General features: G+C 61.7%; 18 protein-coding genes. 8 read left to right on the top strand and 10 right to left on the bottom strand.

Features of this window, described 5'->3' with window-relative positions:
• The first annotated feature begins 21 nt into the window (after positions 1-21).
• From K6T12_RS00790 to K6T12_RS00805, 4 genes are all read left to right on the top strand, one after another.
• Positions 22-813: a TRAP transporter TatT component family protein gene (locus K6T12_RS00790; RefSeq protein WP_222218465.1), complete on the top strand. Its 792-nt coding sequence runs from the start codon at positions 22-24 to the stop codon at positions 811-813.
• A 59-nt stretch (positions 814-872) separates the two neighbouring features.
• A complete protein-coding gene (locus K6T12_RS00795; RefSeq protein ID WP_222218466.1) occupies positions 873-1,895 on the top strand; it encodes a TRAP transporter substrate-binding protein in 1,023 nt (340 codons plus the stop codon).
• Between the two features lie 105 nt (positions 1,896-2,000).
• Entirely contained in the window at positions 2,001-2,378 is a 378-nt protein-coding gene (locus K6T12_RS00800; RefSeq protein WP_222218468.1) for a TRAP transporter small permease, read from the top strand.
• Entirely contained in the window at positions 2,375-3,655 is a 1,281-nt protein-coding gene (locus K6T12_RS00805; protein ID WP_315853544.1) for a TRAP transporter large permease, read from the top strand. The genes K6T12_RS00800 and K6T12_RS00805 overlap by 4 nt, the downstream gene beginning before the upstream one ends.
• 31 nt (positions 3,656-3,686) lie before the next feature.
• On the opposite strand, the gene K6T12_RS00810 is transcribed toward K6T12_RS00805, so the two are convergent.
• Entirely contained in the window at positions 3,687-4,286 is a 600-nt protein-coding gene (locus tag K6T12_RS00810) for a DJ-1/PfpI family protein (RefSeq protein ID WP_222218470.1), read from the bottom strand.
• 92 nt (positions 4,287-4,378) lie between these two features.
• Here K6T12_RS00810 and K6T12_RS00815 point away from each other — a divergent pair, with 92 nt between their 5' ends.
• Positions 4,379-5,731 (top strand): aminotransferase-like domain-containing protein, encoded by a 1,353-nt coding sequence (locus K6T12_RS00815; RefSeq protein ID WP_222218472.1) that lies wholly within the window; start codon positions 4,379-4,381, stop codon positions 5,729-5,731.
• A 10-nt stretch (positions 5,732-5,741) separates the two neighbouring features.
• Here the strand turns inward: K6T12_RS00815 and K6T12_RS00820 are convergent, their stop codons facing one another.
• Entirely contained in the window at positions 5,742-5,939 is a 198-nt protein-coding gene (locus tag K6T12_RS00820; RefSeq protein ID WP_222218474.1) for a hypothetical protein, read from the bottom strand.
• A 279-nt stretch (positions 5,940-6,218) separates the two neighbouring features.
• Between K6T12_RS00820 and K6T12_RS00825 the strand changes: the two genes are divergently transcribed.
• Together K6T12_RS00825 and K6T12_RS00830 are read left to right on the top strand one after the other, a co-directional pair.
• Complete coding sequence (locus tag K6T12_RS00825; RefSeq protein ID WP_222218476.1) at positions 6,219-6,638, top strand: Hsp20 family protein; 420 nt, start codon at positions 6,219-6,221, stop codon at positions 6,636-6,638.
• 158 nt (positions 6,639-6,796) lie between these two features.
• On the top strand, positions 6,797-7,285 hold the full coding sequence (locus tag K6T12_RS00830; protein WP_222218478.1) for a hypothetical protein: 489 nt from the start codon (positions 6,797-6,799) through the stop codon (positions 7,283-7,285).
• 46 nt (positions 7,286-7,331) lie between these two features.
• Here K6T12_RS00830 and K6T12_RS00835 read toward each other — a convergent pair whose 3' ends face one another.
• Positions 7,332-7,859: an O-acetyl-ADP-ribose deacetylase gene (locus K6T12_RS00835; RefSeq protein ID WP_222218480.1), complete on the bottom strand. Its 528-nt coding sequence runs from the start codon at positions 7,857-7,859 to the stop codon at positions 7,332-7,334.
• A gap of 193 nt (positions 7,860-8,052) precedes the next feature.
• Positions 8,053-9,000, bottom strand: a complete 948-nt coding sequence (locus K6T12_RS00840) for a tRNA dihydrouridine synthase (RefSeq protein WP_255611450.1) — start codon at positions 8,998-9,000, stop codon at positions 8,053-8,055.
• 28 nt (positions 9,001-9,028) lie between these two features.
• Here K6T12_RS00840 and thpR point away from each other — a divergent pair, with 28 nt between their 5' ends.
• Positions 9,029-9,550, top strand: coding sequence for an RNA 2',3'-cyclic phosphodiesterase (gene thpR, locus K6T12_RS00845; RefSeq protein ID WP_222218482.1), 522 nt, complete (start codon positions 9,029-9,031; stop codon positions 9,548-9,550).
• A gap of 146 nt (positions 9,551-9,696) precedes the next feature.
• Here the strand turns inward: thpR and K6T12_RS00850 are convergent, their stop codons facing one another.
• The 6 genes from K6T12_RS00850 to accD all read right to left on the bottom strand — a co-directional run bounded on the left by K6T12_RS00850 (position 9,697) and on the right by accD (position 15,792).
• Positions 9,697-10,914, bottom strand: coding sequence for an O-succinylhomoserine sulfhydrylase (locus K6T12_RS00850; protein WP_222218484.1), 1,218 nt, complete (start codon positions 10,912-10,914; stop codon positions 9,697-9,699).
• 13 nt (positions 10,915-10,927) lie between these two features.
• Positions 10,928-12,448 carry an amidophosphoribosyltransferase gene (gene purF / locus K6T12_RS00855; protein ID WP_222218485.1) on the bottom strand — a complete coding sequence of 507 codons (1,521 nt, stop codon included), beginning with the start codon at positions 12,446-12,448 and terminating at the stop codon, positions 10,928-10,930.
• A gap of 51 nt (positions 12,449-12,499) precedes the next feature.
• Positions 12,500-12,994 carry a CvpA family protein gene (locus tag K6T12_RS00860; protein ID WP_222218487.1) on the bottom strand — a complete coding sequence of 165 codons (495 nt, stop codon included), beginning with the start codon at positions 12,992-12,994 and terminating at the stop codon, positions 12,500-12,502.
• 62 nt (positions 12,995-13,056) lie between these two features.
• Positions 13,057-13,608 (bottom strand): SPOR domain-containing protein, encoded by a 552-nt coding sequence (locus tag K6T12_RS00865; protein ID WP_222218489.1) that lies wholly within the window; start codon positions 13,606-13,608, stop codon positions 13,057-13,059.
• 1 nt (position 13,609) lies between these two features.
• Positions 13,610-14,872 (bottom strand): bifunctional tetrahydrofolate synthase/dihydrofolate synthase, encoded by a 1,263-nt coding sequence (folC, locus tag K6T12_RS00870; RefSeq protein WP_222218491.1) that lies wholly within the window; start codon positions 14,870-14,872, stop codon positions 13,610-13,612.
• A gap of 59 nt (positions 14,873-14,931) precedes the next feature.
• Complete coding sequence (gene accD, locus K6T12_RS00875; protein WP_222218492.1) at positions 14,932-15,792, bottom strand: acetyl-CoA carboxylase, carboxyltransferase subunit beta; 861 nt, start codon at positions 15,790-15,792, stop codon at positions 14,932-14,934.
• Positions 15,793-15,802: the final 10 nt, after the last annotated feature.

Genomic DNA, 15,802 nt, shown 5'->3' on the forward strand with positions numbered 1-15,802 from the left:
CTTGTTGCGGGTTGTTCCTCCATGGTTTCACGCCAGACAAGCCGGCTGGCGGAGAACCTTGCGGCGGCAATCGAGGATAACAACGACCCGGAAACCGTGCGGGCCGGCGCCCCCGCCTACCTGATCATGATTGACGGCCTGATCCATGGCGAACCGCAAAACGAGGCGCTGTTGCGGGCCGGCGCCAATATCTACAGCGCTTACGCCAATGTCTTCATCACCTCCCCCCTGCGCCGCCAGCGGCTGACCGACACCGCTATGCGTTACGCCGAGCGGGCACTCTGTCTGCGCGAGGCCAGCCTGTGCCAGGCCCGTCAGATCCGTTTTCAGGAATACCAGCGTCGACTGGATGGACTGCGACCGGACAGCGTGGCGAGTCTCTATACCCTGGCGGTGAGCTGGGCCGGCTGGATACAGGCACGCCGTTCAGACTGGCAGGCGATGGCACAGCTGCCGCAAGTGGAGGTCTCGCTGAAACGGGTGCTGGAGTTGAATGAGCGCCATCGCCAAGGTGGAGCCCATCTCTATCTGGGGGCCCTTAATGCGCTACGCCCCCAGGCGTTGGGTGGCAATCCGGAGATCAGCCGGTTTCACTTTGAGCGGGCCATCCGGTTATCCGGCGGACACAACCTGATGGCCAAGGTGATGTTCGCCAAGGGCTACGCCCGGCTGGTGTTCAACCGGACACTGCACGACCGGCTGCTGACCGAGGTACTGCAAAGCGATCCGACCAGCGAAGGCTTTACCTTGATGAATATCCTCGCCCAGCAGCAGGCCAAGGCACTGCTGGCCGAATCGGACGAATATTTTTAGCGCATAGCACCGATCGTCGTTTTTCGTCGGCGTTCAGTGCAACAGGAGGGCCCAAGCATATGACCAGGCTGCTCTCGATTCTGATAACGGCCCTGCTGCTGGTATCTGCTCCGGTCGGCGCCACCGTGTTCAAGATTGCCACCGTATCGCCGGACGGCTCCAGCTGGATGCAGAAGATGCGCCAGGGGGCCCGGGAGGTAGCCGAGCAGACAGAGGGGCGGGTTCAGTTTAAATTTTATCCGGGCGGCGTCATGGGGAGCGACGCGACGGTGTTGCGGAAGATCCGGCTGGGCCAGCTACAGGGCGGCGCGCTAACCGGCGGCAGCCTGGCCAGCTATGCCGGCGACAGCCAACTGTACAACCTGCCGCTGCTGTTTCACGACTACGACGAAGTAGATTTTGTGCGTGCGCGGATGGATCCGCTCATCGCCCAGCAGCTGGAACAAGGCGGCTTTGTCACCTTCGGCCTGGCCGAGGGCGGCCTGGCCTACCTGATGAGCGACAGCGCGGTGACCGGCGTGACTCAACTGAAGGATAAGAAGGTCTGGATGCCTGCCACCGAGATCAGCTCGCAAAACACCGCCGATGCCTTCGAGCTGAACCCCATTCCATTGAGCATTGCCGATGTGCTACCCGGCCTGCAGACCGGCCTGATCGATACGATCACCACCTCACCGATCGCCGCGATCGCACTGCAATGGCATACCCAGGTCAGCCATATCACCAACCTGCCGCTAAGCTACTTCTACGCGGTGCTGGCAATCGACAAAAAAGCGTTTGCCAGGCTCAGCGACCGGGATCAGCAGCAGGTACGTCAAGTCATGGAGCGGGTTTTCCACGATATCGATCGCCAGAACCGCAAGGATAACATCGGCGCCTTCAGGGCCCTGCAAGCACAAGGCATCAAGCTGAGCCAGCCCTCGCGGGCAGAGATAGTCGAATGGCGCCGGCGCGCCCACCGAGCGATCACCCAACTGTTGCAGAGCGGTGAGCTGTCGCGCGATCTCTACCGGCAGCTGGCGAAACACCTCGATAACTTCCGCAACGGCGGCAAGGCGCAGGGTTCCGACCGTGTGGACTAACCTGCAACGCGGCGCCGTCTGGCTGGAGAACGCCCTGCTGGCCGGCCTGTTGCTGACTGTGATTCTGGCCGCCAACGGCCAGATATTGCTGCGCAACCTGCTCGAGTGGCCGATCACCCTTTGCTGCGCGTCACGGTGCTCTGGCTCGCCCTGCTCGGCGCTATGGCGGCAACCCGGCAACAGTCGCATATCGCCATCGACCTGCTGAGCCGGCAACTGCCGCTGGCCTGGTGCCTGGCTGCCGAGCGGGTGATCCATGCCTTCGCTGCCGGCATCTGCGTGCTGCTGAGCTGGTACAGCCTGCAGCTGGTGCTGATGGAGTACCAGGACGGGCTGATCGCATTCGCCCGGGTGCCGGTCTGGTTATGTCAGAGCATCATGCCGCTGGCTTTTGCGGTGATGGCCTGGCGTTTCCTGCGGCAGAGCCTGTACGGTAGCCAAAAGCTGGACCACCTGGCACAAACCGGCGGGCCCCAGCCGTGAACGCGGCGTTCTGGAGCGGCATCCTGATGCTGGCGTTGATGCGAACGCCGATTTTCATCGTTATTGCCGCCGCCGCGCTATACGGCTTCTACCGCCAGGAGATCCACCTGTCGGTGGTGGCGGTGGAGATCTACCGGATTACCGAAACCCCGATCCTGCTGGCGCTGCCGTTATTCAGCTTCGCCGGCTACCTGCTGGCGGCCACCGGCGCCTCGCAGCGGATGCTGCGGCTGAATGAGGCGTTACTGGGTTGGTTGCCGGCCAGCCTGCCGATCGTCGCATTCATCAGCTGTGCGCTGTTCACCGCACTGACCGGCGCCTCCGGCGTAACCATCGTGGCGCTCGGCGCGCTGCTCTACCCCGCCCTGCAGCAGAGCGGATATAGCCAGAAATTCAGCCTGGGACTGGTTACCGCCTCCGGCAGCCTGGGCCTGTTGCTGGTTCCATCCATGCCGCTGATCCTGTACGGGGTTGTGGTGCAACAGTTGAACCTGCCGATACAGCTGAATCTTACCGACCTGTTCCTTGCCGGGCTGTTGCCGGCCCTGCTGATGGTGCTGCTGTTGAGCCTGTGGAGCCTCTGGAAAAGCCGGCAACACCCGCAGGCGATCAAACCCTTTTCGCTGGCGAGGCTGCGGGACGCTCTCTGGGAAGCACGCGGCGAGCTGCCGCTGCCGTTTCTATTGCTGGGCGGCGTGTACAGCGGACTGATCAGCATCTCCGAAGCCGCGGCGGTGACCGCGCTCTATGTGCTGATCGTCGAACTGCTGGTTTACCGTGAGTTGCCGCTACGGCAGATACCGGCGGTATTGATTAAGAGCAGCATCCTGGTCGGCGAGATCATCCTGATCCTCGCGCTGGCACTGGCACTCAGCGGCCTGCTGGTCGACGCCGAAGTACCGACCCGGCTGTTCGAACTGATCCGCGACCATGTCGACAGCAGGTTTCAGTTCCTGCTGCTGCTGAATCTACTGCTACTGTTGCTGGGCGCCTTTCTGGATATCTTCTCGGCTATCGTGATCATGGTGCCGCTGCTGCTGCCGGTTGCTTTGGCCTACGGCGTCGACCCTATCCACCTCGGCATCATCTTCCTGGCCAATATGCAACTGGGCTACTTCACGCCGCCGGTGGGGATGAACCTGTTTATCGCCAGCGCCCGCTTCAACCAGCCGATCACCACTCTTTATCGCGCCACCTGGCCTTTCTTCGTGGTGCTGCTGATCGCGGTGTTGCTGATCACCTACCTGCCGGTGCTTAGCCTGGGCTTGTTGGGCTGAGCCGACAGAACGGTTAATCAACGCGGCCCTATCACGGCAGAAATGGTCCGATATGACGCATGGCCCGTGCCACGTACTCATCCTTCTCGCCCACCGGTGCGACGTAATGGATCGCGCTTTGTGCAGCTTCCACCCCTGCCAGCCGGGCAATCAGCCAAACCGCCAGGTATTGAGAGGCGAGGCAGCCGCCGGCAGTGGCGATATTGCCGCTGGCATAGAACGGCTGATCCAGCACCTCGACGCCGGCCTGCTGAACCCAGGGTTTCGTTGTCAGGTCGGTACAGGCCGGCAGACCGTCGAGCAGCCCTAGCTTGGCCAGCACCAGTGCGCCGGAGCATTGTGCGCCAATCAGCTGGCGGGACGGATCAAGCTGCAGTTGCGCCATGATCGAGTCGTCAGCGACCACCTCGCGCGTTTTCATACCGCTGCCAACGATCACCGCGTCGGCGAGCGATGCCTCCTGAAGTGATACCTGGCGCTCCAGCAGCACAGCGTTCATCGATTGGATGCGCGCAATGGGGCTGGCGATGGTGACCTGCCAGTCCGGTTGCTTCACCCGGTTGAGAATGCCCAGGGCGATCAGCGAATCCAGCTCGTTGAAGCCGTCGAAGGTCAGAATGGAGATATGCATGGCACTGATTCCTTGTTCTGTTGAAGTTGCAAGGAAGCAGTCTATCCCCCAGAATCATTACAATAAAATTATTGTAATGGATACATTCACAGATGGCCCGCGCCCGCTACAAACGCCTGGTCGATACGTTTGCCGCCGACATCCGGGCTGGCAAGCTGCCACCGGGCACTCGCTTGCCCACCCACCGCCAGCTTGCCGCCGAACAGGGCATTGCCCTGGTGACAGCGACAAGAGTCTATACCGAGCTGGAAAGCATGGGGTTGGTCAGCGGCGAAACCGGCCGGGGAACCTTTGTTCGGGAAACCACCCTGCCGCCCGGCCACGGTATCGATCAGCCTTCGGCAACCGAGGGGATGGTCGATCTGAACTTCAACTCGCCGTCGCTGCCGGGCCAGGCCGAGCTGCTGCGAAGCGCCCTGCGCCAGCTTGCCTCCTCCGGCGATCTGGAAGCCCTGCTGCACTACCAACCCCATGCCGGGCGTAAGCATGAACGGGCTCTAGTCGCGCGCCACCTCGAAAGCCGGGGGCTGAGCGTCGATGGCGCTCAGGTATTGATCCTGAGCGGCGCCCAGCATGGCTTGGCAACAACGGTGATGGCGCTGCTGAACCCCGGTGACCTGGTCGCAACGGATGCGCTGATCTACCCGGGCTTCAAGGCTGTTGCCGAAGTGCAGCGGCTGGAACTGGCCGCCATCCCCGCGTCAAACCGGGGGCCGGACCTGGCGGCTCTGGAGCAGCTGTGCCGCAGCCGGCGTGTGCGGGCCCTTTACGCCATGCCGACACTGCACAACCCGCTGGGCTGGGTGCTGGATATGGAGCAACGGCAACGACTGGTGTCGATCGCCCGTCAGCATGAGCTGTTGATCATCGAGGATGCCGCCTATGCCTTCCATGCCGAAAACCCGCCCGCACCGCTGGCGACGCTCGCACCGGAGCGAACCCTGTATGTGTCCGGGTTTTCCAAGAGTATCGCCACCGGGCTGCGGGTCGGTTTTATCGCCTCACCCGCGCAGTGGGTCCCCAGGCTTGAGCGCGCCATCCGGGCGACAACCTGGAACACCCCCGGCTTAATCACGGCGCTGGCCTGCCGCTGGCTCGAAGATGGCACCGTCGCCCGCCTGGAGGCCGAGAAACGTGCCGATGCCATGGCCAGGCAAGCGCTGGCCAGAGAGATTCTCGACGGGCTGGACTATATCAGCCACCCGGTATCCTACTTCGTATGGCTTCCGCTGCCTGATGAGGTGCGTGCGGACCAGGTCGCGACGACACTCATGCGTGAAAATATCTCGGTTTCCACCGCAGAACCCTTTGCAACGACCCATCATGTCCCCCACGCGATCCGGCTGGCGCTGGGCTCGGTGGACCTCGACACCCTTGACGTGGCGCTACGAAGAGTGAGGCAACTGATCGACGACTATTCCTGCGGTGCAGTCCCTCGCCAATGAGGCCCCGCTCTCAATCGGCACCGGGGCCTTGCTGCCCGGCCGTCAGCCGGCAGAGAAGGATGCCGACAAACACCACCACCAGGCTGGCCAGAGAAACCTCGATGCGCGGTTCGGCAACCAAAGCCTGCCGTAACAACGTCAAGAGCAGGATGGCAAGAATCAATCCGACACCCAGCCGATAGCGGAGATCGACTTGCGAACACTTCATAACCCCTCCGGAACGATCGCCGCTGCAGTCGACAGAATCAGGCCCAGTGCCCGCCACTCAACGCTTCGAAGGCGACCGTCGCATCTTCAACTCTAAGCCATTCCACCGCCTCGGGTGCCCAGCCGAGCAACGATTTTCGCCTTTCGCCTTGAATTCCAGCGAACCGGACCTATCTATCAGGTAACGGCACGAAGCTCGACGGAGTTCGGCTGTGTTCAGCGGTTCGATCACTTTGATGAACCGATCAAACGACATATTGCTTAACGAAAGGATATGAAGATGCGCGAATTAGACCTGTCCCAACTCTACCGCTCCGCTATCGGCTTCGACCGCCTGGCCGCCACCCTCGATAAGATGAACCGTGGCGAGCAGAGCCAACCCAGCTATCCGCCCTACAACATCGAACTTTTAGGTGAGCATCAGTATCGCATCACCATGGCGGTGGCCGGATTCGAACAGGACGAGCTGTCGATCCAGAGCGACCAGGGCAACCTGACCATCACCGGTCGCAAGAAAGCGGAACAGGCGGAACGTCACTACCTGTATCAAGGGATCGCCGCGCGCAACTTCGAACGCCGCTTCCAGCTGGCCGATCATGTCCGCGTGGTCCGCGCCAAGATGGAGAACGGCCTGCTGCACGTCGACCTGCTGCAGGAGATCCCGGAAGCGATGAAGCCACGTACCATCGACATCGAGTAAGCCCGGCTCAACCAACCCGCCCAAATGACGAAAATTGCCGACCCGTCCAGCGGGTCGGCAATTTTTTACCTATTTTTTACCCGTTCTGCGCATGCAATTGCGATAACCGCGCGATGCTGGCTACACTGCTTCCACTGGAAAGCAAGGATGCATTGCACATGGACCGACAACTATTGATCGACCGGCTGGTCAGCTTTATACGCCAGATCGGCCTGCAGGTAGAGTTTCACCGCATCGAGCAGGACTGTTTCCTGCCCGGAATCCTGATTCACAAAGGGAAGCTGCTGGTCGACTGCGACCAGCTCGCGCATCCGGGCGACCTGTTGCACGAGGCCGGCCACCTGGCGGTGATTCCCACGGACCGCCGTGACGGGACCGGCGCCTATGTCGGCCAGCAGCCGGCCGAGGAGATGGCGGCGATCGCCTGGTCCTGGGCCGCGCTGAGTCACCTGCAGCTACCACCCGAGGTGGTATTTCACGCCAACGGCTATAAGGGCGCATCCGCCAGCCTCATCGACAACTTCAGCCAGGGCCACTATCTGGGTGTCCCGATCCTGCAATGGCGGAGAATGAGCGCCGAGCCGCACCAGGCCAAGGCACTCGGCCTAGCGGCGTTTCCACAGATGCAGCACTGGCTGTGTCCCTGAGCAGCCGCTATCCGCCCGCTGTTGCCGGATTATACGGTAATAACCGTCACGCCTCAGGCAGCGATGCGCAGGCCCGCCGGTAACGTGCGGCCATCGCATCATCAAAGCAGCAGAACAGCACCCGCTCGATCACCGGGTATTGAGCCAGAGCCTCCGCCACTGTTTGCACCGCAAGCTCGACCGCCTTCTCGGCTGGATAGCCATAAACGCCACAACTAATCGCCGGAAAGGCGATGCTGGTCGCGCCCTGCCCGGCCGCCAGCGCCAGGCTGTTGCGGTAGCAGCTGGCCAACTGCTCCGCTTCACGGTGGCCACCGCCATGCCAGACCGGTCCGACGGTATGGATTACCCAGCGCGCCGGCAGCTTATAGCCGCGGGTCAGCTTGGCCTCGCCGGTGTCGCAGCCGTTCAAGGTGCGGCACTCTGCCAACAGTTCCGGGCCGGCGGCCCGGTGAATCGCACCATCGACACCGCCGCCACCCAACAGGCTCCTGTTGGCAGCGTTAACGACTGCATCCACCTGCAAACGGGTGATATCGCTCTGGCACACTTCGATTCGCTCTGATATCGACATGACAACCTCCTTTTCAACGACCACAGGAACCGTACGGAATACCACCCTGGGGAGTTGTTATCTGGTAGGTGCTCGCAAAGAGCTACAACGGAACCTTAGCCGAAAAGAGAGAGGACTGATTGACAGTGCATTTAGGAAAGAGAATCAAACACACCGGGCAGGCATTGTCGCCTGCCCGGCTATAAGAATAGCTTCAGCCGATCGCCTGCTGCAGCGCATTGCGCACCGCCTGCGGCTCCTTCAGCGTTTTCAGGGTCAGGAACAGTGTTTCCACCTGCGGATAGCTGCGCTTCATCATGTGCAGCCACTGCTTGATGCGGCCATGCACGTAGCCCGGCGCGGACACTTCCACCAGCGCCAGGTAGTCCAGCAGCAGCTGGCAGATCTGCCGCCAACTCAGCGGCGGTGAAGCCTCACCCTGTTGCTCGCGTTTGATCTGCAGGGCCAGGTCCGGCCGGGCGATCAGGCCACGCCCGATCATCACATCCTGACAACCGCTAACCTCTCGGCAACGCAGATAGTCATCATAGTTCCAGACTTCACCATTGGCGGTGACCGGTAGCGACACCTCGTTGCGAATCCGGGCGATCCATTCCCAATGCGCCGGCGGGCGGTAACCCTCCACCTTGGTGCGGGCATGGACTGCCAGGCCATCGGCACCGCCGGCTTCGATCGCCCGGGCGTTGTCCAGCGCCAGCGATTTGTCAGCGTACCCCAGTCGCATCTTGGCCGTGACCGGCACCTCTGCCGGCACCGCCGCACGCACCGCCTCGACGATTCGATAAACCTCGTCCGGCTGCTGCAGCAGCACCGCACCGCCGCGGTTCTTGTTGACGGTCTTGGCCGGGCAGCCAAAATTCAGGTCGATACCCGGTGCGCCCAGTTTGGCGGCCTTGCGGGCATTACCGGCCATTACCTGCGGGTCACTGCCAAGCAGTTGCAGCAGTACCGGGGTGCCATGGCGGGTGCGCCCGCCGTTGGCCAGCTCCGGCGACAGCCGGTGAAACACCTTGGCCGGCAATACCCGGTCGCTGACCCGCACGAACTCGGTCACGCAGAGATCGATACCGCCCAGCCCGCTGAGCAGTTCGCGCATCGGCGGATCGACCACACCTTCCATCGGTGCCAGAATTATCTTCAAGGGTTGTTCTCTCCTGATGGGAGTCGTTATGCGTCTATTTGTCTGCGTCGATCCACCGGGTGCGGTCACCGAACAGATCGCAGCGCTGCTGCCCGCCGGACGCAAGATCCGCTGGAATCCGCCGGATCAGCAACATTTTACGCTGGCTTTTCTCGGCGAACAGCCAGACAACCGGCTGGTCGAGGTTATTGAGGCACTGACCGAAGTGCCACTGCAGCGCTTTACCCTCAGCAGCAAGGGGATCGGCTGGTTCCGCTCCGGGGTGATCTGGTTGGGGGTCGAGACCTGCCCCGAGCTGATGCTGCTGCAGAAGCGGGTCAGCGACCGGCTGCAGGCAGCGGGCTTCAAGATGGAAAGACGCAGCTTCGTTCCCCACCTGACCCTCTGCCGCAGCCGCCACGGCCTCGACGCCGGCCTGCTGGAGATGCTGGAGCACCGCTTCTACGATCAGCAGTTCAGCTTTACCGTCGACCGCTTCCTGCTTAAACGTAGTGAATTGCGCTCCGACGGCGCCCGCCATATCACCGAAGCGGTGTTCACCGCCGATTGATCTCTTTTAACGCCAGCATCAATTTCATTAGCAGTGAGCACCGATGTTGCGTCGAATACCGGGCCGCGACTCGTATTAAGAAGCAAAAACGCCCTCCGAAGAGGGCGTCTGCCGGGACCGTTTTGACGGCGCTTTTTTACCGACAATCAGAGTGCCGCCAAACCCCGCTGCATATCCGTCTTCAGGTCATCCAGCGATTCCAGTCCCACCGACAACCGGATCAGGTTTTGCTTGATCCCGGCCACCGCCTTGTCCTCTTCGGTCATGCGACCGTGGGTAGTGGTGTACGGGTGGGTAATGGTGGTTTTGACATCGCCCAGGTTACCGGTGATCGACACCATCTCGGTGGCATCGATAAACCGCCAGGCCGCCTCCTGGCCGCCGCTGACCTCGAACGACAGCACGCCTCCGAAACCGCTCTGCTGACGCTTGGCCAGCTGGTGCTGCGGATGGCTTGCCAAGCCGGCATAGTGTACCCGTTCGATCCCCGGTTGCTGCTGCAGCCATTCGGCCATCGTCTGTGCATTCTCGCAGTGGGCACGCATGCGAATCGGCAGCGTCTCCAGCCCTTTCAGGAACACCCAGGCATTGAACGGGCTCAGGCAGGCGCCGCCGGTACGGATAAAACCGAAGATCTCCTCCATCTCCGCCTTGCGACCGACCACCGCGCCGCCGATGCAGCGTCCCTGACCATCCAGGTACTTGGTCGCCGAATGGACTACCAGATCGGCGCCCTGGCTCAGCGGCTGCTGCAGTACCGGGGTGCAGAAGCAGTTGTCCACTGCCAGCAAAGCGCCATGCTGATGGGCGATATCGGCCACCGCGCGCACATCGGTCAGTTCCGACAGCGGGTTGGACGGTGTTTCCAGGAACAGCAGCCGGGTGTTGTCACGCAGTGCAGCACGCCAAGCAGCCAGATCGGTCGGATCAACGAAAGTGGTTTCGATACCGGCCCGGCTCAGGTACTTCTGGAACAGTGCCACGGTGGAGCCGAACACGCTACGCGAGCAGACCACGTGATCGCCGCACTTCAGCAGCGACAAGCCGACACTGAGGATCGCCGCCATGCCGGACGACGTCGCCACGGCCCGTTCGCCGCCTTCCAAGGCGGCGATACGCTGCTCGAAAGCCCGTACGGTCGGGTTGGTGAAGCGGGAGTAGATATTGCCCTCCTCTTCACCGCCGAACCGTGCCGCCGCCTCGCGGGCACTGGAGAAAACGTAGCTGGAGGTGGGATAGATCGGATCGCTATGCTCACCTTCGTCGCTGCGGTGCTGACCGGCACGCAGCGCCAGCGTCTCGAAGCTGCAATCTTCCAGCTCGAACTGGATACGCTGTTCGCGTTCAAAACCCGGTCGGGCCATCCGTCGGGACTCCTTAGTCAATTTTGTTCTGCAGGCAGGCGGACTCGTTGCTGTTGGTCTCGACTACCTTCTTGTTCTTGGCGGCATCGTTACGCTTGGCTTCCAGACGCGCCAGGTAGGCTTCGTCCACGTCGCCGGTAACGTACTTGCCGTCAAACACACAGGTATCGAAATCCTCGATCTCGCTGTTGCCACTGCGGACGCTCTCCTTCAGATCATCCAGATCCTGATAAAGCATCCAGTCGCAACCGATCTCCTGACCCACTTCGTCATCGGTCCGGCCATGGGCGATCAGCTCGTCGGCCGCCGGCATGTCGATACCGTAGACGTTCGGGTAGCGTACCGCCGGCGCGGCAGAGGCGAAATAGACCTTCTTGGCACCCATCTCGCGCGCCATCTGCACGATCTGCTGGGAGGTGGTGCCACGCACGATGGAGTCGTCCACCAGCATCACCACCTTGTCCTTGAACTCCAGTTCGATCGGGTTCAGCTTGCGGCGCACCGACTTCTTGCGCTCGGTCTGGCCCGGCATGATGAAGGTACGGCCGATATAGCGGTTCTTGATAAAGCCTTCACGGAACATCACACCCAGGTGATTGGCCATCTCCAATGCAGCGGTACGGCTGGTGTCCGGAATCGGGATGATCACGTCGATATCGTGATCCGGCCGTTCCCGCTTGACCTTCTCGGCCAGGCTGACCCCCTGACGCATACGCGATTTGTACACGTTGACGTCGTCGATGATGGAATCCGGCCGCGCCAGGTAGACGTACTCGAACAGGCACGGCGTCAGGCGCGGATTGTTGGCGCACTGGCGGGTCGATACCCGACCGTCCATGTCGATAAAGATCGCCTCGCCCGGCGCCAGGTCGCGGATACGGGTGTAACCGGAGGTATCCAGCGCGACGCTCTCGGAAGCGACCATGTATTCATCGCCCTGCTTGGTCTCACGCTTGCCGTACACCAGCGGGCGGATACCGTTGGGATCGCGGAACGCCACGATGCCGTAACCGGTGATCACCGCAACCACTGCGTAGCCGCCGGTCACCCGCTCATGAACCCGCGCGATCGCCTTGAAGATATCGTCGGCGGTCGGTACCAGTTTGCCCTGAGCCTGCAGCTCGTGCGCGAACACGTTCAGCAGCACTTCGGAATCGGACGTGGTGTTGACGTGACGCAGGTCGTCACGGAACACCTGGTCGATCAGCTCATCGGCATTGGTCAGGTTGCCGTTATGGGCCAACGCGATGCCGTACGGCGAGTTGACGTAGAATGGCTGCGCTTCAGCGGCGCTGGAGCTGCCGGCGGTCGGGTAGCGGACGTGGCCGATACCGGCGTTGCCCATCAGGCGCTTCATATGACGGGTCCGGAAGACCTCGTTCACCAGTCCGTTGTCCTTGCGCATGTAGAAACGGTTACCTTCACAGGTCACCATCCCGGCTGCATCCTGACCGCGGTGCTGTAGCACCGTCAGGGCGTCAAAGATCGTCTGGTTTACATGGGATTTGGCAACGATGCCCACAATGCCGCACATTCGCTCTCACCTCGAAGGGAACAGTCTCGTCTAAATCTTGCCACCCATCCGTCAACGACCGGCATTCCAGATCACCTGCGCCATATCCGACGCAACGTTCCGGCTCCATGCTTCCATCGTTTTGAAATGGGGAATTAATTGAGATTCCTGCCACCAGGGGTCCTCCGTTGCCGGAGTCATACCCACCAGGGCTATAAGCGCGATAACCAGCAAGCCACCGCGCGCAATACCAAAGCCCACCCCCAACATCCGGTCGGTACCACTGAGGCCGGTTGCGTCCACCAGCATGCCAACCAGGTTATTGATCACCGCGCCGACCAGCAGGGTTGCTATGAACAGAATAGCAAAGGCCGCCAGTAGCTGAAGCGACGGGGTTTGGATATAGGGCGCCAGCAACGTGGCCAGCGCATCGGAAAACAGACGGGCCACGACAAATGCCGCAACCCAGGTCACCAGAGAGAGCGCTTCGCGCATGAAGCCTCTCTTGAGGCTGAACAAGCTTGAAATAGCGATGATGCCGAGAATGATCCAGTCAGCCCAGTTCATATCTGATGCCAGCAGTGATAATGTGCGCGCATTCTAACAGAGCCCCGACAGCAACCCAATCGTCACTGAGTGGTAAAACGTACGATTATGCCATCCAGGGCCATCTTTTCTTTCAGCTCCAGCTTCAACCGCTCAAGATTTGAACGCTGAAGGTCCGGCCCTACATAAACCTTGACCAACCCGGCCTGTTTACGGGTGTATACCTTATGCCCGGCATTGATCAGCTGCTTACGCAGCCCACGGGCATTGGTTTCATCCTTGAAACTGGCCAGCTGCAGGGTCCAGGCAACCGGCACGCCCTCCTGATCCAGGGTCGGGGTATCCGGCTCGATCGCCAGCTTGGCATCCGACTTATCAATCTTGGCCTGAAGCGCCGCCGACTTGGCCGGCCGCTCGGCGGCCGGGGCCGGTTCCGCCAGTTCACTGGTATCCGGCAGCGCCTGCTTGACCGGGGTGACACTGATCACCACCGGCGCTTCCGGCTCCGGCGGAATATCGTTGCTGAGATGTCGCTCGCGGTAGCCGGCGCCGTCAAAGAACAGCGGAAACAGAATCCCGGCCGACAGGATGATCGCGGCCAGACCGACCAGGCGCAGCTTCAAGCTTTCAGACATCTCACTTTTCCATCTTCAACGCATCCAGTGCAGCCGACACCGTATAAAAGGAGCCGGCAACAAGCAAGCACTCATCGGGCTGCAGTTCAGCCCGCGCCGCGGACAATGCCTCAAGCACCCCGTCAAAACAGCCCGCCGGACCAGCCAGCTGTTCGGCCAGCCGCTCAGCCCGGCAACCACGTGCGCCTTCCAGTGTCGCCAGGTACCAACCCGCCGCCAGCGGCTGCAATGCCTGCATGACCGATGCGGCATCCTTGTCGCCCAGCATACCCAATACGATCCGCACCCGGCCTGCGTGGTCGGCGAGCCTTTCCGCCAGCAGCTCAGCCGCCTGGGGGTTGTGCGCCACGTCGAGAATACAGCGACCTTCCGGCAGCGCCACCTGCTGCATCCGGCCGGTCATCGAGGCCGACCGCAACCCTTGATGGATCGCCGCCTCATCGACCGCCAGCGGCAGCAAAGACAACACCTGCAGTGCGGTAGCGGCATTCTGGAACGGCAGCTGCGGATAGGGCAATTGGCGGTAGACAACGGTTTCGCCCGCCGGGTTCAGCCCCTGCCATTGCCAGCCATCATCGGCCGACTGGACACTGAACTGCGCGCCCTTCTGGTACAACCGGGCGCCGAGCCGTTCGGCGGTGGCAGCGATCGCCGCCGGTGCCGGGTCGGCGCCACAGACCGCCGGACGGCCGGTTCGGAAGATACCGGCCTTCTCCGCGGCGATCCCTTCGATATCGTCACCCAGCCAGTCGACATGATCCAGGCCGATAGAGGTCACCACGGCAATATGCGGATCGACGATATTGATCGCGTCCAGCCGACCGCCCAGGCCGACCTCCAGCAGCGCCACGTCCAGCTCCGCCCGGGCCAACAGCCAGAGCGCCACCAGGGTGCCCCACTCGAAATAGGTCAGCGACACATCTTCGCGCACCGCATCGATCGCCCGGAAGGCTTCACAAAGCTGCTCGTCGGTCGCCTCTTCCCGACCGATCCGGACCCGCTCGTTGTAGCGCAGGAAGTGTGGCGAGGTATAGCAGCCGGTACGGTAACCCGCGGCCTGCAAGATCTCGGACAGGTAGCTGATGGTCGAACCCTTGCCGTTGGTGCCGGCGACAGTGACCAGCTGTGTCGAGCCAAAATCAACCGCCAGCCGCTGGTAGACCTGACGGATGCGATCCAGCCCCAGATCGATTTCGCTGGGGTGCATCTGTTCCACCCAGTTCAACCACTGGGACAACGTGAATTGAGCGCGGGATTGCTCCATAGGGATCTCTTTCCGAGAAGAGGCAGCACCCGCCGGGCCGGCGGGTGCCGCGGGATGGATCAGGCGGCAGGCTGGCGGGTCAGCTTGCGCAGGATACTGCTGAGGCGGTCACGCATCTCACCACGATGGATGATCATATCCACCTGGCCGTGCTCCAGCAGGAACTCACTGCGCTGGAAGCCTTCCGGCAGCTTCTCGCGCACGGTCTGTTCGATTACTCGCGGACCGGCGAAGCCGATCAGCGCTTTCGGCTCAGCCACGTTCAGGTCACCCAGCATCGCCAGACTGGCGGATACACCGCCGTACACCGGATCGGTCAGCACCGAGATGTAGGGCACGCCGGCCTGCTTCAGTTTTTCCAGTACCGCACTGGTCTTGGCCATCTGCATCAGCGAGAACAGCGCCTCCTGCATCCGCGCACCGCCGGAGGCGGAGAAGCAGATCAGCGGGATATTCTCTTCCAGGCTCAGGTTGGCGGCACGCACGAAGCGCTCACCAACCACCGCCCCCATGGAACCGCCCATGAACTGGAAATCGAACGCCACCGCCACCACCGGCACGCCGTTGACACTACCGCGCATCGCGATCAGCGCGTCCTTCTCGCCGGTCGCCTTCTGCGCTGCCGCCAGACGGTCCTTGTACTTCTTGGAGTCCTTGAACTTCAGGCGGTCCACCGGCTCCACATCGGTCGCCAGCTCGCTACGACCGTCGGCGTCCAGGAAAAACTCCAGACGACGACGGGCGGTCAAGCGCATATGGTGGTCGCATTTCGGGCAGACGTGCTGGCTCTTTTCCAGTTCCGGACGATAGAGTACAGCTTCACACTTCGGGCACTTCTTCCACAGGCCCTCCGGAATATTGGAGCGCTTCTTCTCGGAACGCCCCAAGGAAGGAACAATTTTTTCCAGCCAGTTACTCATAGATCTCTCA

Origin of the sequence: Marinobacterium arenosum, from assembly GCF_019795155.1 — a bacterium.
Taxonomy (GTDB): Bacteria; Pseudomonadota; Gammaproteobacteria; order Pseudomonadales; family Balneatricaceae; genus Marinobacterium_C; species Marinobacterium_C arenosum.